The sequence below is a fragment of the Shinella sp. 20P9.1.1 genome (assembly GCF_057798995.1).
In genome coordinates, this window is sequence record NZ_JBYOLC010000002.1 from 229,382 (window position 1) to 250,013 (window position 20,632).

Genomic DNA, 20,632 nt, shown 5'->3' on the forward strand with positions numbered 1-20,632 from the left:
CGGTCCGATTGGCCGGAAGCATATCGAAGGCGCGATACGGAGTAAAGGAAAAAGGATTATTTTCCTTTCTCGTTTGCTCCGGCCTTTTCCGCGGCGCGGCGGCGGGCAACGACGCTTTCGCGCCAGATGGTGAAGATGCCGGCGCCCATGACGATGGCGGAGCCGACGACCATGTCGAGGCTCAGCGTTTCGCCGAAGACGGTGAAGCCGATGACGGCGGCCATCACCACCTGGAGATAGGTCAGCGGCTGGATGGCTGCGGCATCCAGGAGGTCGTAGGCGCGAATAAGGAAATAATGGCTCGATATGCCGGTCATGCAAAGAAGTGCCATCCAGAGCCAGTCGATGGGAGCGAGATTGGTCCAGAAGAAGGGGCCGACCAGCGAGATCGCGACGGCGCCGGCGACACCGGTATAAAAGAAGCTCGTCGAGGCGGCGTCATCCCGGCTGACGAGACGGGTCGTGATGACATAGACCGCGAAGGACAGCGCCCCGACGAGTGGTAAAAGCACGCTCATGTCGAAGCCTTCGCCGCCCGGCCTCACGATGATCAGCACGCCGCAGAGCCCGACGCCGATCGCCAGCCAGCGCCGCCAGCCGACCCGTTCGCCCAAGAGCGGCATCGAGAGCAGCGCGACGAAGATCGGCCCGGAGGCGAGGATCGCCTGCGAATGCGCCAGCCCCACGGTGCTGAAGGCGGTGATGACGACGACGATCTGCGCGGCCAGCAGCACGCCGCGCAGGATCTGCAGCGGCAGCCGTTTCGTCGCCGCGGCAGCCCTCAATCCGCCGGGGCTGCGCATGCCGAGCGCGATCGCGAAAGCCCCGAAGGCCCAGAAGCGCAGCATGGCGATGAAGACAGGCGGATAGGCGCTGCCGAGATATTTCGAGATCGCATCCTGCAGGCTGAAGATTACGATCGCCAGCAAGGTGAAGACATAGCCTAGTCGTTTGGAATCCATGGCCCGCGCATATACCCGTGAGGCGCCCCTTGCACGTCGAAATTTGGGGCGCCCCGGACATTTCCAGGAGGAATGCCGAAAAGTGGGAAAAATTTCCTGCACCCTGATTTTCAGCCACTTTCGCCCGGACGCGCGGCGCGCTATCAAGGAGAGGCGCGGCCTTGCTCCGCGTTCGAGGTTCCTTCCGTGCACAAGACCGTCTCTTCCGGCATTATGCTGACGTCCTTCGCCTATTTCCTGTTTTCCCTTCAGGATGCGTCGGTCAAATGGCTCGTCGTGGCCCTGCCGGTCTGGCAGATCCTGTTCGTGCGCAGCGTCACGATCTTCGGCCTCAGCCTTGCTATCGGCGGGCGGAAAATCATCCGGGAGGCTCGCACTTCGCCGGTCCTGAAGCCACTGTTCCTGCGCAACGTGCTGCTGCTTGCCGCCTGGCTCAGCTACTATACCGCAGCGCGCGATCTCGGGCTCGCGGAACTGACGACGCTCTACTATGCCTCGCCCGTCGTCATGACCATCCTCTCGGTGCCGGTTCTCGGCGAGAAAGTGCCGGGCTATCGCTGGTTTGCCGTCGTCATCGGTTTCGTCGGTGTGGTCGTCGCCTGCGGCATCGCGGCGCAGGGGCTGACGCTGTCGCTCCCGGTCTATCTGGCGCTGCAGGCGGCCATCTTCTGGGCCGTCGCCACGGTGCTTTTGCGCAAGACGGCGCTGCACGAGCGCACCCAGGTGCAGATGACGATCTCCAGCGGCTTCTTCCTCCTTTTTACCGCCTTCGCGGTACCTTTCGTCTGGCAGCCGGTTTCCACGCTCGATCTTCTGCTGATGGCCGGCACGGGCGTGCTGGCCGGTATCGGCCAGTTCGCCCTCTTCGAAGGCATGCGCCGCGCGCCGGTCTCGGTACTGGCGCCGTTCGAATATACCTCGCTCGTCTGGGCCTTCGGGCTCGGCTATCTCATCTGGAGCGACGTGCCGGGCTCGAACGTCTTCGCAGGCGCCGCCCTCATCTTCTCCGCCGGTATGATCATCATTGCCCGTGAGCGGTTCGGTGGGCGGTTCCGCGTCCGTGTCTGAGGGGTTAAGTGACGATACAACCAAAAGAATTCCGGTTTTTCGGCGCCAATTGGTTGCATAGGCTTACTATCTCGATATTGTCGCGATCCTGCAAAAGGCTTTAACCGGGGGGTGAAATGCCGATATCGAACGCCGCCTTCGTGCGCTCGACAGTGATCCTGCTTGTCGCAGGCATGATTGCGTTGCTCGGCATCGTCGGCACGTCGCTTTGGCTCGTCAACAAGGTGCAGACCTATTTTACCGAGCTGGTCGAGGTGCGCGAGGTGCGCAGTGCCGCAGCCGACCTGCTGTCGACGCTCAAGGACGCCGAGACGGGTCAGCGCGGCTTCGTCATCACCGGCGAGGCGACCTTCCGCGAGCCTTATGACGAAGCGCTGGCGGCGGTTGCCGAGCGGCAGAAGGTGCTTGAGGAAAAATCGGCGAAGTTCGAGGACTATGCGCAGCGCAATCCGGACATAAAGCGACTCGTTTCTGAAAAGCTCGTCGAACTGGCCGAGACGGTCGAAGCCGTGGAGCAGGACCGCAGGGCCGATGCGATTGCGCAGGTCAAGACCGATCGCGGCCGTATCATCATGGACCAGCTCCGCGAGCAGCTTGGCGCCATCATGGCGGATGCCGATCAGCGTCTTCAGGTGGGTATCATCGACACGCTCGGGTCGGCCGGCGCGCTGCAATGGACGACGGTCATCGGCGCCATCGCCATCATCGGCGTGCTCGGCGGCGCGGTTCTCGTCGTCGCGCAATATACCCGCGACATCATGCTGGCACGCCGCGAGGTCGAGACGCTGAACGCCACGCTGGAAAGGCGGGTGGATGAACGCACCGAGGAACTGATCCGCGCCAACCAGGAAGTGCAGCGTTTCGCCTATATCGTCACCCACGACCTGCGCGCGCCGCTCGTCAACATCATGGGCTTCACCAGCGAATTGCAGGCTTCGCTTTCCTCCATCCAGACCTATATTCTGGCCGACGGCAAGCCGCCGAGTTCCGACGATATTCTCGAAGCGCGCCGCGCCGCCTCGGAAGACCTGCCGGAGGCGATTGGCTTCATCCGCTCCTCCACCAAGAAGATGGACGGCCTTATCAACGCCATCCTGAAGATCTCGCGCGACGGGCGCCGTGAGCTGAAGATCGAGCGTGTCGACCTCAAGGCGCTGGTCGAGACGGGGGCCGCTGCCGTCAATCATCAGGTCAGCGAATCCGACGGGGTCGTCACCATCGGCGACACCCTGCCGACGGTCATTTCCGACCGGCTGTCGCTGGAACAGGTCTTCGGCAATCTCTTCGACAATGCCATCAAATACCAGACACCCGGTCGCCCGCTGCGCATCTCCGTCACCGCGCGCAATGCCGGACGGGCCGGCTCCGTCATCGAATTCACCGACAACGGCCGCGGTATCGCGCCCGAGGACCACGAGCGGGTCTTCGAGCTGTTCCGCCGTTCCGGCACGCAGGACAAACCCGGCGAGGGCATCGGCCTTGCCCATGTTCGTTCACTGATGCGCAATCTCGGTGGTGATATCGTCGTCAAATCCGAACTCGGGAAAGGCACGACGTTTGTTCTGCGTCTGCCGCCCGACCTCAGCAAAGTTGTCAGGAGTATGCAGGCATGAACGGATTGGGTAAGGAAGTCACCATCGTGATGATCGAGGACGATGAGGGCCATGCGCGTCTCATCGAGAAGAACATCCGCCGCGCCGGCGTGCACAACGAGGTCGTGCCTTTCACCAACGGCACGGACGCGCTCGATTTCGTGCTCGGCAAGGATCGCACCGGCCTTGCCAGCGCCGGCCGTTTCCTGCTGATCCTGCTCGATCTCAACCTGCCCGACATGTCCGGCATCGACATCCTGCAGAAGATCAAGACCAACACGCATACCAAGCGCCTACCGGTTGTGATCCTCACCACAACGGATGACGAGCGGGAAATTCAGCGCTGCTACGATCTCGGCGCCAATGTCTATATCACCAAGCCGGTCGAGTATGAGAGCTTCGCGCATGCGATCCGCCAGCTCGGTCTGTTCTTCTCCGTGATCCAGATCCCCGAGACCCAGTAAATGCCCGAGACCAGGTAAATGAAGGAAGGCCCCGTCCGCATCCTCTACATCGACGACGACCCGATCCTCGCCCGGCTTGCCGAGCGTGCGCTCGGCCGCCTTGGTTACGAGGTGCGGCATGCCGAGGATGTGGAGAGCGGCCGCGTGCTTCTGGCCGAGGAGGGCGCCGACGCCGTCGTGCTCGATCATTTCCTGAGATCGGGCACGGGCCTTGCCTATCTCAAGGAGCTTTCCGGCGCGCCGGATGCCGTGCCGGTCGTCTATGTCACCGGCTCGAACGACGCGCAGGTCGCCGTCGAGGCGCTGAAGGCGGGTGCGGCGGACTATGTCATCAAGTCGGTCGGCGACGATTTCATGCCGCTGCTCGCCAATGCGCTCGGCCAGGCACTGGAAAATGCCGAGCTGAAGCGTGCCAAACTGCGCGCCGAACAGGAAATCCGCGCCGCCAAGGAGCGTGCCGAGGTGCTGCTGGCCGAGGTGAACCACCGCGTCGGCAATTCGCTGGCGCTGGCGGCTGCGTTGATCCGCCTGCAGATGTCCAGCGCCTCGGACGAGGCTGTCAGGGAGGCGCTGTCCGAGACGCAGGCGCGCATCACCGCGATCGCCGGCATTCACCGGCGGCTCTACACGTCGGAAGATGTGCGCCATGTCGATATGGGCGCCTATCTCGGCACGCTGCTCTCCGAACTCGATACCTCCTTGCAGAGCCAAGGGCGCAATGTGCGTCTCAACCGTTCGCTGGAGCCGCTGCATGTCCCGACCGACCGTGCCGTCTCGCTCGGCGTCATCGTGACGGAACTCGTCACCAATGCCTTCAAATACGCCTATGGCGAGGCCGGCGGCGAAGTGCGTGTCGGCTTCACGCGGCTCGATCCCGACAACGCGCTGCTCTTCGTCGAGGACGACGGCATCGGCTGGCGCGGCGAAGGCCTAGTGCGTGGCACCGGCCTCGGCACCAAGATCATCGGCGCCATGGCCTCCAGCCTCGGCGCCAAGCTCGATTACGCGAGCCGTGCCGCGGGCACGCGGGCGGAATTGCGGGTGCGGATGACCGACGCGGCCCGGCCGGCGTAAGAAAAGCGCAACCCGAACGGCAAAAGACCCGGATGCAGGGGAACATCCGGGTCTCGGGGAGGTCAGAGACGGGGTCGCTTAGCGGCAGACCTTGATGCGCTTGATGACGACATTGCCGTAGTAGTCGTAGGACTTGATCTTCTTGATGAAGCAGTAGGGCTGATAATCGTAGCTGTAATAGCCGGCCTGAGAAGGCGCTGCGAAAGAGACGGCAGCAATAAGGGCAACGGTGGCGGAAACGATGATCTTGCGCATGGGGTCTCTCCTGATTGGTTAAGGATGAGCCTCTCTCATCCGGTGATCTGAAGGTCTCATATCCCTACCCATGCCGCTGTTCCCGTTGGAACAGGGCTTCTCCGGCTCAGCCGGGCCCCGGCATGTCGTGGCATTCAGCTAGATGTCAGCAACACGTCCTAGGCACGGGCAGGCTTCGAAGAAAGGTTCACGCCATGACATATCGCATCGCCACGCTTGCAGCCCTTGCCGCAATCGGCCTCAGCGCTCCCGCCTTCGCCGCGACGACCATCAAGGTTGTCGAGGGCGGGGAGGGTGGCGGTCCGATGACGCTTTCACTCGACCAGTCGACGGTGAAGGCCGGCGACATCATCTTCGCCGTGCACAATGATGCTGTCAGCGAAGCGCATGAAATGGTTCTGGTCCGGCTGAAGACGCCGGACGAGGAGGTCGCCGTCGTCGCCGCGAAACACCGAGTGGATGAGAAGGCGCTCAAAAGCCTCGGCGAGGTGTCGGACCTGAAGCCGGGGGCCGATGGAATGCTGAAAGCCAAGCTCAAGGCCGGCACCTATCTGCTGCTCTGCAACATAAAGGGCCATTACGAAGCCGGCATGCATGCCAAACTGACTGTGACGAAGTAGGGCCGGAGGAACGGACGCCTATTTGGCGGCCTTGGCGCGCTTGGTTTTGGCTGCGGGCCGGGCAGGCTCTTCGACGGGCTGCTGCTGCAGGCGCATTTCGCGCAGACGCGCGGTCTTCTTATCGCGTGCAGTAGCTTCCGACGCGATGATGGTGCGCGCCGTTTGATCCGTCGCGGCGGCCTTGTCGCGGGCCGAAAGTTTGACGGGGTTGAAGAATGCTTCCTTGGTCGCGGTCATGATCTCTCCTTCCTGGAGGACGGCCGGGGTGGCCTGGAGGATGGCCGGGGCGGGCCGGGCGAACGATCGTTCTGCCCGGCTGCCGATAGCTTAGCGCGGACGCACGGCCTTCTTGGGCGCGGGCAGCAGGCCTTCGCGCTGCATCTGCTTGCGCGCCAGCTTGCGCTGGCGGCGGATGGCTTCGGCCTTCTCGCGTGCCCGCTTTTCCGACGGCTTTTCAAAAGCGCTACGCGCCTTCATTTCGCGGAAAACGCCTTCGCGCTGCAATTTCTTCTTCAGGACGCGCAGCGCCTGATCGACATTGTTATCTCTGACGAGAACCTGCAAGTGATGTCCTTTCTCTCGCGGCCCTGGGCCGCATTGGTGGCGGAAAATAAAATCCGTGAAGCCTACTATCACTTCCCGCTGCGAATGTTCAGTGGTTTTAACCACGGACCTGCTTTTCCTGCGGTCGAAACCGTCGCAGACTTTTTCGGGGAGGGCGCGGCGGTCTCTTCCGCGTCGATATCGCTCTGTACGATGCGCCGTTCAAAAGTCTCGCCATCGAGTCGCACCCGGTACTGCACCTCGCCGTGATCGTTGGGCAGAACGCCGACAATCCGGCAGCTTCGCTCCTCGGTCGTCTTGCGAGACAGGCCGGCCTTCAGCACGATATGATCGCCGGTAGCATAGGTTTTTCGGCTCATGGCATTCTCCTTTGCGCGGGCTTGCGTCCGGAAATGCGCAAAAACAAAAACTCTGGGAAACAAAAAGGCCGGGCGTTACCCCGACCTCTCCCGTCATTCGAACTCGACGCTGCCAGTACATCCGTGGTCAGCGAGGAGGAACGACAATCTTATGCGGCGCGAAGGTTGTCGGCCGAGTTCTTGCCGGACTTGCGGTCGCGGACGATCTCGTACGTGATCTTCTGGCCTTCGTTCAGCGAGCCCATGCCCGAACGTTCGACAGCCGAGATGTGCACGAAAACGTCGGTCGAGCCGTCCTCAGGCTGAATGAAGCCGAAGCCCTTGGTGCTGTTGAACCACTTTACGGTACCTGTATTCATAACGATATCCTTTCCATCGCTAGTGTAAGCGGACGATATTTTGTCCGTTATTGATCGATCTTGAAAGGAAATCTGACGGAGCCTGATGGCTCGAAGACAAAGGTCGCAAGCAATTTTCGATAGGTTCTATATAGAGTTTATTTTGAAAAACGCAATGGTTTTCGAAATTTTTTCTGGACACGGCCGGCGGCAGCCGCTGGAAATAGGCGCTTCCGCCAATTTTATTGCGTTTCATTTGCCGATAAGAGCAATTTTATTTTTCGCCCGCGCGCTTTGGATCGGCAACGAAAAAGGGCGGTCCGAAGACCGCCCCTATCCATGTGTCTGTTGCTCCGCTCAAGCGGCCTTTTTGGCGTCGGGTGCGAAACGTCTGTAGAAGGTCTCGCCCTTGGCGGCCATGTCCTTCAAGAGCGGCGTCGGCTGGAAGTGGCTGCCGTATTTGGTGGCAAGCTTTTCGCAGAGCGCGACAAAGGTTTTGACACCCATGCCGTCGATGTAGGACAGCGTGCCGCCGGTATAGGGGGCGAAGCCGAAGCCGAGGATGGAGCCGACATCGGCCTCGCGCGGATCGGTCACGATGCCTTCCTCCATGGTGCGGGCGGCCTCCAGCGCGATCGTGACGAGCAGGCGCTGCTTGATGACAGTGATATCAACGTCTTCGGGCTTCTGTTGCGGGTAAAGGTCTTTCAGGCCCGGCCACAGCTTCTTCTTTGCCGGCTTCGGCGGGTAGTCGTAAAAACCCTTGCCTGCCTTGCGGCCAAGGCGGCCTTCGCCTTCCACCAGCTTCGTCACCAGCTCCATATGGCGCGGATCGACGGATTCGGCGCCGAGATCGGCGATGGAGGCCTTGAAGATCTTGTAGGAGAGATCGACGGCGACCTCGTCGTTGAGCGACAGCGGGCCGACCGGCATGCCGGCCATCTTGGCGGCATTCTCGATCATCGCTGCCGGCACGCCTTCGATCAGCATGTCATAGGCCTCGGCCATGTAGCGGAAGACGCAGCGGTTGACGTAGAAGCCGCGCGTGTCGTTGACGACGATCGGCGTCTTCTTGATGGCGGCGACGTAATCCAGCGCGGTGGCGAGCGCCCTGTCGCCGGTTTCCTTGCCGAGGATCACCTCGACAAGCATCATCTTGTCGACCGGCGAGAAGAAGTGGATGCCGATAAACTGGTTCGGGCGCTTGGAGTTCTTGGCCAGACCCGTGATCGGCAGCGTCGAGGTGTTGGAGGCGAAGATGGCGTCTTCGCGCAGCACGGCCTCGATCTTCTCCGTGACCTCCTTCTTGACGGTGCGATCCTCGAAGACGGCCTCGATGACGAGGTCGGCATCGGCGAGCGCGGCGTAATCGGGCGTCGGCTTGATGAGGGAGAGCAGCTTCTCGCCGTCCTCCTTCGTCATGCGGCCCTTGCCGATGGCGCCGGTGACGAGGCCTTCGGAATGCGCCTTGCCCTTGTCGGCGGCTTCCTGGTCGCGGTCGATGAGCACGACGGGAATGCCGGCGGCGGCGGTGACATAGGCGATGGAGGCGCCCATGAAGCCGGCGCCGACGACGGCGACCTTCTTGAATTCTGCCTTGGGAATGCCGGCCGGGCGGCGCGCACCCTTGCCGAGCTCCTGCATCGAGATGAACAGCGACCGGATCATCGAGAAGGCTTCGGTCGTCTGGAGGACGTGCGTGAAGTAGCGCTGCTCGATCTTCAGGCCCGTCTCGAAGGGAACCTGAAGGCCCTCATAGACGCATTTCAGGATGGCGAGTGCGCCCGGATAGTTGCCGGACGTCTCGCGGCGCAGGATCGCGGGGGCGGCCGGCCAGAGCTGGGCGGAGGCGGGCGTCCAGATGCCGCCGCCGGGGGCTTTGAAGCCCTTCTCGTCCCAGGGCTGTACGGGCTTCAGGCCGTCCTTGATCATCTGCTTGGCGGCGGGGATGAGCTGGTCGGGCTCGACCACCTGATGCACGAGGTTCATCGCCTTGGCGCGGGCGGCCGTCAGCGACGAGCCTGTCGTCATCATCTGCAGCGCGTCCTGCGCATTGGCAAGGCGCGGCACGCGCTGGGTGCCGCCGGCGCCGGGGAAGATGCCGACCTTGACCTCGGGGAGAGCGATCTTGACCGACTTGGCATTCGAGGCGACGCGGCCGTGGCAGGCGAGCGATAGTTCGAAAGCGCCGCCCATGCAGGTGCCGTTGATGGCGGAGACCCAGGGCTTGCCGGAGGTTTCCAGCTTGCGGAACAGCCAGGTCATGCGGCCGGTGGCGTCGAACAGCTTTTGCACGGCGGTCGCCGGATCGGTCGCCTGTGCGTCCTTCAGGAGGTCGAAGCTCGCCTTGATCATCGAGAGATCGGCGCCGCCGGAGAAGGAGGATTTGCCCGAGGTGATGACGGCGCCCTTGATGGCGCTGTCGGCCACGACCTGGTCGATGATCTTGTCGAGTTCATCCATCACCTCGACGGTGAAGACGTTCATCGACTTGTCGGGCATGTCCCAGGTGACCAGCGCGATGCCGTCGGCGTCGGTCTCGATGGAAAAGTTCTTGTATGCGCTCATGGGTGTTCCCCCTCAGTAGAGAATGGGTTCGATCTGCAGCGAGGCCTTGCCCCGGCCGCCGTATCCCTGTTTCGTCGTGTTGGTGGCTATGAGCCGGCCGTGCCGTTCTAGGCGGATGGTGAAGCCCGGATCGATCGCCTTGCGCAGCGCCGAACGGCGGACCCGCATCGCAAAGCGGATGCTGTGCCGGTTGCCCTTGCTAATGACCGTGGCCTGCGAGATCTGCCGGGCGGCGACGTCCAAGACGCCCTGTTCCTCCAGCCGGATCGTCAGCCGGCCAGGCGGAATGGCGCCCTTCGCCACATAGGTAACGGTGCCCGACAGCGTGAAGCTGTCGCCGGCCTCGGCGGAGGAGGCGATGAGGCCGGCTCCGATGAGGGCGAGGAAGCTGCGGCGGGTCGGGTGCGTCATGGTCAGACCCGTTCGATGATCGTGGCCGTGCCCATGCCCGCGCCGATGCAGAGCGTGACGAGGGCAACGTTGAGGTCGCGGCGTTCCAGTTCGTCGAGCACGGTGCCGAGGATCATCGCGCCGGTCGCGCCGAGCGGGTGGCCCATGGCGATGGCGCCGCCGTTGACGTTCATCTTGTCGTGCGGGATGTCGAAGGCCTGCATGTGGCGCAGAACCACGGCGGCGAAGGCTTCGTTGAGCTCGAAGAGGTCGATGTCGGCGAGCGTCATGCCGGTGCGGGCGAGCAGTTTTTCCGTGACGTCGACGGGGCCGGTCAGCATCAGCGCCGGGTCGGAGCCGATATTGGCGAAGGCCTTGATGCGGCCGCGCGGTTTCTTGCCGAGGATAGCGCCGCCTTCCTTGGAGCCGAGCAGCACGGCGGCCGCGCCGTCGACGATGCCGGAGGAATTGCCGGCGTGGTGGACGTAGGTGATGCCTTCGATTTCCGGATGGGCCTGGATGGCGACGGCTTCGAAGCCGCCCATCTCGCCGGGCATCTGGAAGGAGGGCTGCAACTGGGCGAGCGCCTGCATGTCGGTGCCGGGGCGCATGTGCTCGTCATGGGCAAGGATGGTCAGGCCGTTGATGTCCTTCACCGGCACGACGGAATTGTTGAAATAGCCGTTCTGCCAAGCATGGGCGGCACGCTTCTGGCTCTCTACGGCATAGGCATCGACGTCGTCGCGGGAGAAGCCGTATTTCGTGGCGATGAGATCGGCCGAGACGCCCTGCGGCATGAAATAGGCCGGGAAGTTGACCGAGGGGTCCATGAACCAAGCGCCGCCGGACATGCCCAGCCCGACGCGCGACATGCTCTCCACACCGCCGGCGATGACGATGTCATCGGCACCCTGGGCGATCTTGGCGGCACCGAGGTTCACGGCGTCGAGGCCGGAGGCGCAGAAGCGCGACAGCTGGATGCCGGGGGCCTTGGTCGAGTAACCGGCCTCGAAGGCGGCGGCCTTGGGGATGACGGAACCGGCATCCATGACCGGATCGACGCAGCCCATGACGATATCGTCGACCTTGGCGGTATCCAGCCCGTTGCGGTCGCGCACCGCTTCCAGAACCTTGGCGGCGAGGCGCACGGACGGCACTTCGTGCAGCGAGCCGTCCTTCTTGCCGCGCCCGCGCGGGGTGCGCACGTGATCATAGATGAAGACGTCGGTCATTTCAGTTTCTCCTCACTGCAACCATGTGGTCGCCATCGGCGCGTACGCACCAGGAATTATTTCAAGGTCCATTTGCCACGCCGATCATCGTCGGCGGAGACAAGGCGGCCCTTCTTTCTCAGCTCCGTCGCGGCCCATCGCATGTCGTACTGCCACGAATAGAAAAGGTCGTTTTCACGGAGTTCCTTTTCGTGGTGCGACCAAATGTGTTGCGCGACGAAGAGGATCGACGCTGTGCCGCTATTGGCCTTCAGAGCATCGACCACCCAATCAGTCAAATCAGCTTTCGTTGCCATTTCTCCCCCCGAAGATGTGGCTTGCTTATGGCTTCAAAACGCCTCCGCCGCCAGTTCCATGGTCGTGTCCGCGCCGGCCTCGATGCGGGTCTTGCGGAGCGCAGTTTCCGGCATCAGGCGGTCCATGAAGAATTTGGCGGTGATCAGCTTGTTCTTCAGGAAATCCTCCCGCTCGCCGGCACCACCCGCAAGACCGGTTTCCGCCGCCTTGGCGATCTTGGCCCACATATAGCCGATGACGACGAGGCCGAAGAGGTGCATGTAGTCGGTCGAGCCGGCGCCGGCATTGTCGGGCTTGGCCATGGCGTTCTGCATGAACCACATGGTTCCGGCCTGAAGGTCGTTCAAGCCCTTTTTGAGGTGCTTGGTGAAGTAGGCGAGTTTCTCGTCACCCCGGTTCTCCTCGCAGAAATCGCTAATTTCCTTGAAGAGCGCCATGACGGCGCGGCCGCCATTCATGCCGAGCTTGCGGCCGACGAGGTCGAGCGCCTGGATGCCGTTCGCCCCTTCATAGATCATGGCGATGCGGGCATCGCGCACATACTGGCTCATACCGTGTTCTTCGATATAGCCGTGGCCGCCGAAGACCTGCTGGGCCATGACGGCATGGTCGAAGCCCTTGTCGGTGAGCACGCCCTTGAGGATGGGGGTCATCAGGCCGAGGATATCGTCGGCGGCCTGGCGCTCCCTCTCGTCGGCGGAGCGGTGGGCGATATCGGATTTCAGTGCGGTCCAGAGCGTGAAGGCGCGGCCGCCCTCCGTCCAGGCCTTGATGGTCATCAGCGTGCGGCGGATGTCGGGATGCACGATCAGCGGATCGGCTTTGCCCTCGGGGTTCTTGACGCCCGACAGCGAGCGGCCCTGCAGGCGCTCGCGGGCATAGTTGGCTGCGTTCTGGTAGGCGACTTCGGCAATCGACAGGCCCTGCAGGCCCACACCGAGGCGGGCTTCGTTCATCATGACGAACATGGCGTTGAGGCCCTTGTTCTCCGCGCCGATGAGGAAGCCCTTGGCCTCGTCATAGTTCATGACGCAGGTGGCGTTGCCGTGGATGCCCATCTTGTGTTCGATCGCGCCGCAGGAAACCGCGTTCTGATCACCCGGCGTGCCGTCGTCCTTCAAAATGAACTTCGGCACGATGAAGAGCGAGATGCCCTTCACGCCCTCGGGCGCGCCCTCGATACGGGCGAGAACGAGGTGTACGATGTTTTCCGACATGTCGTGTTCGCCGGCCGAGATGAAGATCTTCTGGCCGGATATCTTGTAGGACCCGTCTGCCTGCGGCACGGCCTTGGAGCGCAGGAGACCGAGGTCGGTGCCGCAATGGGGCTCCGTCAGGTTCATCGTGCCGGTCCAGGTGCCCTCGACCATTTTCGGCAGATAGGCGGCCTTCTGTTCGTCGGAGCCGTGCACGAGGATCGCGGCGATCGCGCCCTGCGTCAGGCCCGGATACATGGTCAGTGCCATGTTGGCGGACGACATATATTCGCCGACGGCGGTGTGCAGCACATAGGGCAGGCCCTGGCCGCCGAATTCTTCCGGTACCGCAAGACCCATCCAGCCACCCTGGCGGTAGAGGTCATAGGCTTCCTTGAAACCCTTCGGCACCTTCACCGTGGCGTCGTCGTTGCGCACACAGCCTTCCTGGTCGCCGGAGAGGTTGACGGGGAAGAGCACTTCCTCCGCGACCTTCGCGGCCTCGCCGGTAATCGCTTCCACCATGTCGGCCGTCGCGTCGGCAAAGCCGGGCAGGTTGTTGTACCGCTCCAGCGACAGGACGTCGTTCAGGATGAAAAGCGTGTCATTCACGGGGGCCTTGTAGATCGGCATTGCTCGCGTTCCTCACCTATCCCGCGGACGTGAGTCCGCTCCTTGGGTATGGATACTATAAAACTTTGACGTTTGCGTAAACGTCAAAACGCGAGGGCGGCAAATTTTTCGTCGGACGAGGCGGCGGCGCGGGATGGATGATGTCAGGGGCGCGATGCGGATGCGCCTGTCGCGGCGGGTTGCTGTGCCGCAACCGGTCGCCATTCCTCCCGAACGCTACTCTATGAGCAAATCGTTAAAAAATTTCCGGGCCGGTTAACCTCTTGTTTACCACGCTTCATGAATTGTGGCGTCTGAGGGCGTGGGATCGGGAATCATCTCGTTTCCCCCTGTGGTGCCCGGCTTCGGCCGGGACGGACAGGGACGATCCCGCCGAATGGAATGAAGGGCGCAGCCGGGCGGCAGCGCTTTCAAGCGTATCTCCCGGCAGGCCGAGGCGGCCGCCAAAGCGAGGCGAAAGATGAACGGATCGCGAAACCCGCAACGTCCCGGCGAACGCTCTTCGCTCGACGCGCTCAATCGCACCATCGAGGGGCTGGAAGCCCGTATCGAAGGTCTGATGGCCGGCGGTCGCGACACGCGTCCCCGCAGCGAGGACCGCTACGCGCCGCAGCAGCGCACCATCCCGCTGCGCGAGGATCCCGTCTCCGAAATCATGCAGCGCCAGCGCGCCATCGAAGGCGGCCGTGAGCGCGTCGCCCAGCGCGTGGAACGCCGCCCCGTTTCCGCCGATCATTACGCCGCCGCCCAGCAGGCCCATGCTGCCTACGGAAATCAGCAAGCCTCTTATGGCGGCCAGCAGCCGGCCTATGCCGCCCATCCCATCGCCGCGCCCGCCCGCGCGGACAATTCCGTTGAAGACATCGCCAAGGCGCTGGTCTCGCTGCGCCAGGACCTCAAGAAGGACATCGCCGACGGCCTCGAGCGCGAGATGCAGTCGCTGCGCTCGGAAATCCGCGGCATCCGCCAGATGGCCGAGGGCCGCGGCAACAATGACGACGTGCGCGAGGAGCTGACCCGCCTTTCCGCCGGCATCGGCCAGCTCGGCCGCCAGTCGGGCCAGACGGACGGCCTGCGCGTCGAGTTCGACGAGCTGCGGTCCGTGCTTGACGGACTTGCCCGTGAGGATTCCGTGCGCCGCATGGAAGACCGCTGGAGCGGTGTCGAGCAGAAGCTCTCCATTTTCGATCAGTCGCGCGACGACGAACTGGTGGCGCTGGCCTACCGGCTCGACGAGATGAAGGCGCAGATCGGCGCGATCAGCGCGACGCCGGCGATCCACGCGCTGGAAGGCAAGATCGAGACGATCGCGCGCGCCATAGACATGCTGGCCCGTCAGGCGCAGCAGCCGGACGACCGTCATTTCGTCTCCGCCGTCACCTCGCAGTTCGAAGGCCTCGACACGCGCCTCGACGAGATCAGCCGCGCCATCGCCGCTGCCGGCCGCATGCAGCAGTCGGCTTCCGTCGATAATTCCATGATGCAGCGCCTGGAAGGCCGCATCGCCGATCTCGCCAGCCAGCTCGACATCATGGCCCATCGCCCGGCGCCGGCACCCGACCAGGGTCTTGGCCTGCGCATCGAGGCCCTGGCCGGCCGCATCGAGGAGATGTCGAACGAGCGCGCGGCGCTGCGTCTCGAAGAGCGCATCGAGCAGCTGTCGCTGATGCTGGAGCAGAGCCAGCAGGCCTCGCCCGCCCGCGAAAGCGATGAGCTCGCCTATTATCTCTCGGATATCTCGCGCAAGATCGACGCGCTCGACCAGGGCAGCGTCAACGACGTGCTCGCCGAGCGTCTGGACGCGCTGGCCCGCCGCATCGACAATCTCGACACCGCGCCTGTCGGCAGCCCGTTCCAGGACGATCGCTTCTCGCAGATCGAAGGCCGCCTGTCGGCCATCGCCGACCGTCTCGATGCCACGCGCGTTGCGCCTGCCGGTGACCACGAGGCCCTGCGTGGTCTCGAGGCACAGATCGCCCATCTCTCCACGCTGATCAGCACGCCGTCTGCGGGCACGTCGCCTGACGTCGAGAACCGTCTCGCGACGATCGAAGACTATATGGCGACCAATGACGAATATATCGTCGAGGCCGCCCGTCAGGCGGCGGAAGCCGTCATGGAAGCCTATCGCCATGCCGGCCCGTCCAGCGCCGCCTCAACCGACATGGAAGCGATCGCCGGCCTTGCCGACGACCTGCGCGTGCTGGAAGACCTGACGCGTTCGAGCGAGGAGCGCACCGCGCGCACTTTCGATGCGCTGCACGACACGCTGGTGCAGATCGCCGGCCGTCTCGAACAGCTCGATGCTCCGCGCGAAACGTTTGGCCGCCGCGAGGCCGTCCAGCCGCGCGCGGAAATGCCTCGCGCCGAAATGCCGGCCATGGATTTCGGCCGCGCCGAAGAGCCCGCCGCCAGCCTCTATGGCAACGACTATCCGTTCGACGACGACGGTTTCGGCAATGCGGCCCGCAAGGCCGAGGCCGAAGCACCGCGCGAGGAAAGCCGCTTCGCCGAAGTCGAGGTCGAGCATATCGACGTTCCCGAACGCCCGGTCGTCGAAGGCGAGGCTGAGCAGGCCGTAGCGCTCGTCGCCGCCGAAGCCCAGCCGAAGGGCGGCCTGCTGGCCGGCCTGAAGCGCCGCTTCGCGCCCGGCCGCAAGGAAACGGCCGCCGTCACCGAGCGCCACCAGATCGATCCGGCGCCGGCACTCGACCCGGTCGACGAACTGGCGCCGGAAGAGGCCAACCAGCTGCTGGAGCCCGGTTCGGGCGTGCCGGACGTCCGCCGCATCCTGGAGCGCGTGCGCGCCGGCCAGGCATCGGGCAACCGCTCGACGGTTCTGGGCGAAGGCGACAAGGCGGCCCAGAATATCGCCGCCGCCCGCCGCGCCGCCAAGGTCGCCGCCGAAGAGACCGACGCGATCTCCAGCGTCGTTCCTGGCAAGAAGGGTGCGAAACCGGCAAAGGCCGGCGACAAGCCCGCCTCCGCGCTGGCACGCCATCGCCGGCCAATCCTGCTCGCCGTCGGCGCCGTGCTTCTGGCGATCATGTCCTACCCGCTCGTCACCGCCGTCATCAATGGCGACGACGCGCCCGTCATCGTCGAGCAGACCGCCGTCAATTCCGATGCCAAGCCGGCCGAAACGATGGCTGGTTCCAGCGAGGCCGTGACGGCCAACACGGCTGCTGCACCCGTTGCCGAAGACAAGGTCGAGAGCAAGGCACTGGCCGATCCTGCCGCTGCGGATGATGCACTTGCCGGCGACGATAAGAGTGCCGCCGTTGAGTCGACCCCGACGTCGGGCTCCAACATGCTCGCAGCACCGGAGACCGGCAGCGATGCCGACACCGCCGGCTTCGAACCGGTGACGACGCCGGAAGCCGGGCCGGTTGCCGGAACGGATACCTCCGCTGCCGCTGACAAGGCTCCGGTCGATACGATCGAGACGGCGGCCATCGTCGTTCCCGAGGCGATCACGCCGCCGTCGCTGTCCAAGGCTGCGGCCGAGGGCGATGCGCTCGCGCTGTTCGAGATCGGCGCGCGCTACACGGATGGCCGCGGCGTGGCGACCGACCTCGCGCAGGCCGCGCATTGGTACGAGCTTTCGGCGGCGCGCGGTTTCGCCCCGGCCGAATACCGCCTCGCCAATCTCTACGAAAAGGGCCAGGGCGTCGAACGCGACCTGGAGCGGGCGCGCAAGCTCTATGAGACCGCGGCCGACAAGGGCAATGCCAGCGCCATGCACAACCTCGCCGTCCTGCTCGCCACGGGCAGCGGCACGGCGCAGCCGGACTTCAACGAAGCGGCGAAATGGTTCCAGAAGGCCTCCGAACTCGGCGTGCGTGACAGCCAGTTCAACCTCGCCATCCTCTATGCGCGTGGCAACGGCGTGAAGCAGGATCTGGTCGAATCCTACAAGTGGTTCGCCATCGCCGCCCGCGACGGCGACCGCGATGCCGGTGCCAAGCGCGACGAGGTGGCGAATGCCATGCGCCCCGAGCAGCTTTCCGACGCCAAGGCGAAGGTCGAGCTGTGGAAGCCGCAGGCGCTGGACGATAAGGCGAACTCGGCCGAACTGCCCGACGAATGGGTCGGCAAGCCGACCAAGACCGCCAGCGTCGACATGAAGAAGGCCATCCGCAACATCCAGGCCATCCTCAACAACAACGGCTTCAACGCCGGCACGCCGGACGGAGAGATGGGCAAGAAGACGGTCGCCGCCATCAAGTCCTTCCAGAAGTCCGTCGGCCAGGCCGAGACGGGCGAAATCGACGACGCGCTGGTGAACGAACTTCTGAAGCGCAACAAACAGCCGAGCTGATCGGCACTCTGCTGGAGGGGCCTGAGCAAGGGCTTCTCCGGTTGACTTGTCCAGACCCCGCGGGCATGACGCTCACCACAACGCCGCACGTCGATCGCGATGTGCAACAGGCGTTGTGGCATTTTGTGTGCGCTGCACGATTTCATCCTTAAATCGGCCCCGATTTGCGGAATTATGCAGTAGAAAATTCATGTCTCTCCAAGATGATAAGGCGTTCGTGAAACGTCCTCATCGATGAGGGTGACGGGCGCGCCGCATGGGCTCGCCTGAGGACCGATCCTTGCGTGATGCGAGGCGCGACCGGCCGATGGAAGGGGTTCCCTTCCCGCGGCGGGGCGCTTGTCTGCATTCACGGCCTGCCGGTAGGAGCCGCGGCAGGGGCAGGACGGGGACAGCGGCTGACAGAGACGTGGCCTCCGCGAGAGCGGAAACATTGCCGATCGGGGTATCGTTGTGACTGTGTACCTGCCTATTGCAGAGCTGTCGGTGAACATCTTCATCATTCTCGGCATGGGCGCGGCCGTCGGTTTCCTTTCCGGCATGTTCGGCGTCGGCGGCGGCTTCCTCATCACGCCGCTGCTCATCTTCTACAACATCCCCCCGGTCGTCGCGGTCGCCACTGGCGCCAACCAGGTCGTCGCCTCCTCGGTCTCCGGCTCGCTGTCGCATTTCCGGCGCGGCACGCTCGATGTGAAGCTCGGCACGGTGCTGCTGGTCGGCGGTCTGGCGGGGGCGACCGTCGGCATCTGGATCTTCGCGCTGCTGCGCAGCGTCGGCCAGCTCGATCTCGTCATTTCGCTGCTCTATGTAGCCCTGCTCGGCACCGTCGGCACGCTGATGCTGCTCGAAAGCATCCGGGCGCTGCGCCGCTCGGCCAAGAACCAGCCCGTCTCGCTGCGCCGGCCCGGCCAGCACAGCTGGGTGCACCGCCTGCCGCTCAAGATGCGCTTCAAGAAATCGAAGATCTATCTCAGCGTCATTCCGGTCGTGGGCCTCGGCTTCTGCATCGGCATCCTGACCTCCGTCATGGGCGTCGGCGGCGGCTTCATCATGGTGCCGGCCATGATCTACCTCCTGCGCATCCCGACCAACGTGGTCGTCGGAACCTCGCTCTTCCAGATTATCTTCGTCACCGCCTACACCACGATCGTGCAGGCGACGGCGAACCACGCCGTCGATATCGTGCTCGCCTTCATCCTGATGGTCGCGGGCGTCATCGGCGCGCAATATGGCGTGCGCGTCGGCCAGAAGCTGCGCGGCGAACAGCTGCGCGCGCTGCTGGCACTGCTGGTGCTTGCCGTCGGCGCCCGCCTTGCCGTCGATCTCGTGCAGACGCCCGCCGATATCTATTCCGTCGTCAGCGAGGGGGTCTATCGATGAGAGCGCTCGCCGCCCTCCTTCTCCTCATCGGCCTTGGTGTGCCGGCCGGCGCGCAGGTGCTGGAGGGCAAGCCCGTCAATTTCCCGGAAAAGCTGGAGATCGGCATTTCCACCGACGAGATCGCCATTTCCTCGGATTTCCGCGGCGCGGACCTGACGATCTTCGGCGCCATCGAGGGGTACGACTCGTCGCTGCTCGCCCAGGGCAAATACGATATCGTCGTGGCGCTGGAAGGCCCGAAGGACAACAACACGGTACGCGTCAAGGAGCGCATCTTCGGCATCTGGGTCAACCGTCGCTCGATGACCTTCGAGCTCGTACCGGAATCCTATTCGCTGTCGAGCACCCGCGATGTCGAGACGATCGCGCCGACGGCCATGCTGAACGGCGTGGGCGTCGGCATCCAGCATATCCGCCTGTCGCCGATCGGCTATGTCGGCGACGGCAGCAACATCACGGAGTTCCGCGACGCGTTCCGCCGGCTGAAGGAAAGCGGCGGCTTCTACCAGCGCGATCCCGGTGGCGTGCAGTTCATCAGCGCCAGCCTGTTCAAGGCGACCGTCAAGCTGCCGGCCAGCGTGCCGAACGGCACCCATGTGGTGCGCGCCCATCTCTTCCGCGACGGCGTGTTCATCGCGGAAAAGGCGCTGCCGCTGCGCGTCATGAAGACCGGCATCGAGCAAATGATTTCGAACGCCGCCTACAACAATTCGCTGGCCTACGGCCTCTTCTCTGTGACGCTGGCGCTCTTGACCGGCTGGCTCGCCAGCGTGGTCTTCCGCAAGGATTGATCAGCCGGCACGCCGCGCCACGGTCGCCTCATAGGCGGCCTGCAACTCGCCGAAGACGGAACGGGCAGGTGCCGGGGCGCCCATATGTATGGTGCGCAGCTCCTCCATGAAGGCTGCCCACATGGCGGGGCCGCCGTCCTCCAGCAGTTCGGCGCGGATCGACAAATCCTCCGTGACGGGCAGGAAGCGCCGGCCCCAGGCGCCCATCATGGCAAAGACCGGCACCAGCGCGATGCCCATCTCGGTCAGGCTGTAGATCGCCTTCTGCTTGTGGCTCGGATCGTCCTCCTTGGTGATCAGCCCTTCCGCGACCAAGCGTTTCAGCCGGTCGGCCAGAATGTTGGAGGCGATGCCTTCTTCCGATTTCGTCAAAAGCTCGCGAAAGTGGCGGCGGTTGCCGAACATCATGTCGCGCAGCACGATCAGGCTCCAGCGATCACCGAGAATTTCCAGCGTCAGGTTGATCGGGCAGCCGGACCGGTTCGTGTCTTTCATCGGGATCTCCAAAACTGCTTGCATGATACAAGC

The 20,632-nt window shown here is 63.8% G+C and carries 20 protein-coding genes; 8 read left to right on the plus strand and 12 right to left on the minus strand.

Going from position 1 to position 20,632, the window contains the following annotated elements:
• Positions 1-56 precede the first annotated feature (56 nt).
• Positions 57-962: a DMT family transporter gene (locus AC27VQ_RS04705; protein ID WP_488715408.1), complete on the minus strand. Its 906-nt coding sequence runs from the start codon at positions 960-962 to the stop codon at positions 57-59.
• A gap of 186 nt (positions 963-1,148) precedes the next feature.
• Here AC27VQ_RS04705 and AC27VQ_RS04710 point away from each other — a divergent pair, with 186 nt between their 5' ends.
• From AC27VQ_RS04710 to AC27VQ_RS04725, 4 genes are all read left to right on the plus strand, one after another.
• On the plus strand, positions 1,149-2,030 hold the full coding sequence (locus tag AC27VQ_RS04710; RefSeq protein ID WP_488715409.1) for a DMT family transporter: 882 nt from the start codon (positions 1,149-1,151) through the stop codon (positions 2,028-2,030).
• 116 nt (positions 2,031-2,146) lie between these two features.
• Entirely contained in the window at positions 2,147-3,643 is a 1,497-nt protein-coding gene (locus AC27VQ_RS04715) for a sensor histidine kinase (RefSeq protein ID WP_421590797.1), read from the plus strand.
• A complete protein-coding gene (locus AC27VQ_RS04720) occupies positions 3,640-4,086 on the plus strand; it encodes a response regulator (protein ID WP_117367878.1) in 447 nt (148 codons plus the stop codon). The genes AC27VQ_RS04715 and AC27VQ_RS04720 overlap by 4 nt, the downstream gene beginning before the upstream one ends.
• A gap of 18 nt (positions 4,087-4,104) precedes the next feature.
• Positions 4,105-5,160 carry a sensor histidine kinase gene (locus AC27VQ_RS04725; RefSeq protein WP_488715410.1) on the plus strand — a complete coding sequence of 352 codons (1,056 nt, stop codon included), beginning with the start codon at positions 4,105-4,107 and terminating at the stop codon, positions 5,158-5,160.
• Positions 5,161-5,238: 78 nt separating this feature from the next.
• Here AC27VQ_RS04725 and AC27VQ_RS04730 read toward each other — a convergent pair whose 3' ends face one another.
• Entirely contained in the window at positions 5,239-5,415 is a 177-nt protein-coding gene (locus AC27VQ_RS04730) for a hypothetical protein (protein WP_488715411.1), read from the minus strand.
• Positions 5,416-5,609: 194 nt separating this feature from the next.
• On the opposite strand from AC27VQ_RS04730, the gene AC27VQ_RS04735 reads away from it, so the two are divergent.
• Positions 5,610-6,035 carry a sulfocyanin-like copper-binding protein gene (locus tag AC27VQ_RS04735; RefSeq protein WP_488715412.1) on the plus strand — a complete coding sequence of 142 codons (426 nt, stop codon included), beginning with the start codon at positions 5,610-5,612 and terminating at the stop codon, positions 6,033-6,035.
• 18 nt (positions 6,036-6,053) lie between these two features.
• On the opposite strand, the gene AC27VQ_RS04740 is transcribed toward AC27VQ_RS04735, so the two are convergent.
• The 9 genes from AC27VQ_RS04740 to AC27VQ_RS04780 form a co-directional block, all read right to left on the minus strand.
• Positions 6,054-6,272 carry a hypothetical protein gene (locus AC27VQ_RS04740; protein ID WP_313531010.1) on the minus strand — a complete coding sequence of 73 codons (219 nt, stop codon included), beginning with the start codon at positions 6,270-6,272 and terminating at the stop codon, positions 6,054-6,056.
• A gap of 90 nt (positions 6,273-6,362) precedes the next feature.
• Complete coding sequence (rpsU, locus tag AC27VQ_RS04745) at positions 6,363-6,599, minus strand: 30S ribosomal protein S21 (protein ID WP_313531012.1); 237 nt, start codon at positions 6,597-6,599, stop codon at positions 6,363-6,365.
• Positions 6,600-6,667: 68 nt separating this feature from the next.
• Positions 6,668-6,958, minus strand: coding sequence for a cold-shock protein (locus AC27VQ_RS04750; RefSeq protein WP_313531014.1), 291 nt, complete (start codon positions 6,956-6,958; stop codon positions 6,668-6,670).
• 149 nt (positions 6,959-7,107) lie between these two features.
• On the minus strand, positions 7,108-7,317 hold the full coding sequence (locus AC27VQ_RS04755; RefSeq protein WP_313531016.1) for a cold-shock protein: 210 nt from the start codon (positions 7,315-7,317) through the stop codon (positions 7,108-7,110).
• A 336-nt stretch (positions 7,318-7,653) separates the two neighbouring features.
• Positions 7,654-9,864, minus strand: a complete 2,211-nt coding sequence (locus tag AC27VQ_RS04760; RefSeq protein WP_488715413.1) for an FAD-dependent oxidoreductase — start codon at positions 9,862-9,864, stop codon at positions 7,654-7,656.
• A 12-nt stretch (positions 9,865-9,876) separates the two neighbouring features.
• Positions 9,877-10,275: a YbaY family lipoprotein gene (locus AC27VQ_RS04765; protein WP_488715414.1), complete on the minus strand. Its 399-nt coding sequence runs from the start codon at positions 10,273-10,275 to the stop codon at positions 9,877-9,879.
• Between the two features lie 2 nt (positions 10,276-10,277).
• Positions 10,278-11,486 carry an acetyl-CoA C-acetyltransferase gene (locus AC27VQ_RS04770; protein ID WP_313531022.1) on the minus strand — a complete coding sequence of 403 codons (1,209 nt, stop codon included), beginning with the start codon at positions 11,484-11,486 and terminating at the stop codon, positions 10,278-10,280.
• A 56-nt stretch (positions 11,487-11,542) separates the two neighbouring features.
• The gene (locus AC27VQ_RS04775) at positions 11,543-11,782 is read right to left on the minus strand and encodes a hypothetical protein (protein WP_421590806.1); all 240 of its coding nucleotides are present in this window, start codon (positions 11,780-11,782) and stop codon (positions 11,543-11,545) included.
• Between the two features lie 33 nt (positions 11,783-11,815).
• Entirely contained in the window at positions 11,816-13,612 is a 1,797-nt protein-coding gene (locus AC27VQ_RS04780; RefSeq protein ID WP_488715415.1) for an acyl-CoA dehydrogenase C-terminal domain-containing protein, read from the minus strand.
• A gap of 460 nt (positions 13,613-14,072) precedes the next feature.
• Here AC27VQ_RS04780 and AC27VQ_RS04785 point away from each other — a divergent pair, with 460 nt between their 5' ends.
• From AC27VQ_RS04785 to AC27VQ_RS04795, 3 genes are all read left to right on the plus strand, one after another.
• Positions 14,073-17,933 carry a peptidoglycan-binding protein gene (locus AC27VQ_RS04785; protein WP_488715416.1) on the plus strand — a complete coding sequence of 1,287 codons (3,861 nt, stop codon included), beginning with the start codon at positions 14,073-14,075 and terminating at the stop codon, positions 17,931-17,933.
• A 453-nt stretch (positions 17,934-18,386) separates the two neighbouring features.
• The gene (locus AC27VQ_RS04790; protein ID WP_313526675.1) at positions 18,387-19,313 is read left to right on the plus strand and encodes a sulfite exporter TauE/SafE family protein; all 927 of its coding nucleotides are present in this window, start codon (positions 18,387-18,389) and stop codon (positions 19,311-19,313) included.
• Complete coding sequence (locus AC27VQ_RS04795; RefSeq protein ID WP_488715417.1) at positions 19,310-20,104, plus strand: TIGR02186 family protein; 795 nt, start codon at positions 19,310-19,312, stop codon at positions 20,102-20,104. The genes AC27VQ_RS04790 and AC27VQ_RS04795 overlap by 4 nt, the downstream gene beginning before the upstream one ends.
• Here AC27VQ_RS04795 and AC27VQ_RS04800 read toward each other — a convergent pair whose 3' ends face one another.
• Positions 20,105-20,599, minus strand: a complete 495-nt coding sequence (locus tag AC27VQ_RS04800) for a winged helix-turn-helix transcriptional regulator (protein WP_488715418.1) — start codon at positions 20,597-20,599, stop codon at positions 20,105-20,107. It lies immediately after the preceding gene.
• Positions 20,600-20,632: the final 33 nt, after the last annotated feature.

Bases quoted from the DNA above. Each gene is read 5' to 3' on its own strand.
- AC27VQ_RS04705 (WP_488715408.1), bottom strand. From the start codon at position 962: ATGGATTCCAAACGACTAGGCTATGTCTTCACCTTGCTGGCGATCGTA.
- AC27VQ_RS04715 (WP_421590797.1), top strand. From the start codon at position 2,147: ATGCCGATATCGAACGCCGCCTTCGTGCGCTCGACAGTGATCCTGCTT.
- AC27VQ_RS04720 (WP_117367878.1), top strand. From the start codon at position 3,640: ATGAACGGATTGGGTAAGGAAGTCACCATCGTGATGATCGAGGACGAT.
- AC27VQ_RS04725 (WP_488715410.1), top strand. From the start codon at position 4,105: ATGAAGGAAGGCCCCGTCCGCATCCTCTACATCGACGACGACCCGATC.
- AC27VQ_RS04730 (WP_488715411.1), bottom strand. From the start codon at position 5,415: ATGCGCAAGATCATCGTTTCCGCCACCGTTGCCCTTATTGCTGCCGTC.
- AC27VQ_RS04735 (WP_488715412.1), top strand. From the start codon at position 5,610: ATGACATATCGCATCGCCACGCTTGCAGCCCTTGCCGCAATCGGCCTC.
- AC27VQ_RS04740 (WP_313531010.1), bottom strand. From the start codon at position 6,272: ATGACCGCGACCAAGGAAGCATTCTTCAACCCCGTCAAACTTTCGGCC.
- AC27VQ_RS04750 (WP_313531014.1), bottom strand. From the start codon at position 6,958: ATGAGCCGAAAAACCTATGCTACCGGCGATCATATCGTGCTGAAGGCC.
- AC27VQ_RS04755 (WP_313531016.1), bottom strand. From the start codon at position 7,317: ATGAATACAGGTACCGTAAAGTGGTTCAACAGCACCAAGGGCTTCGGC.
- AC27VQ_RS04760 (WP_488715413.1), bottom strand. From the start codon at position 9,864: ATGAGCGCATACAAGAACTTTTCCATCGAGACCGACGCCGACGGCATC.
- AC27VQ_RS04765 (WP_488715414.1), bottom strand. From the start codon at position 10,275: ATGACGCACCCGACCCGCCGCAGCTTCCTCGCCCTCATCGGAGCCGGC.
- AC27VQ_RS04770 (WP_313531022.1), bottom strand. From the start codon at position 11,486: ATGACCGACGTCTTCATCTATGATCACGTGCGCACCCCGCGCGGGCGC.
- AC27VQ_RS04775 (WP_421590806.1), bottom strand. From the start codon at position 11,782: ATGGCAACGAAAGCTGATTTGACTGATTGGGTGGTCGATGCTCTGAAG.
- AC27VQ_RS04780 (WP_488715415.1), bottom strand. From the start codon at position 13,612: ATGCCGATCTACAAGGCCCCCGTGAATGACACGCTTTTCATCCTGAAC.
- AC27VQ_RS04785 (WP_488715416.1), top strand. From the start codon at position 14,073: ATGAACGGATCGCGAAACCCGCAACGTCCCGGCGAACGCTCTTCGCTC.
- AC27VQ_RS04795 (WP_488715417.1), top strand. From the start codon at position 19,310: ATGAGAGCGCTCGCCGCCCTCCTTCTCCTCATCGGCCTTGGTGTGCCG.
- AC27VQ_RS04800 (WP_488715418.1), bottom strand. From the start codon at position 20,599: ATGAAAGACACGAACCGGTCCGGCTGCCCGATCAACCTGACGCTGGAA.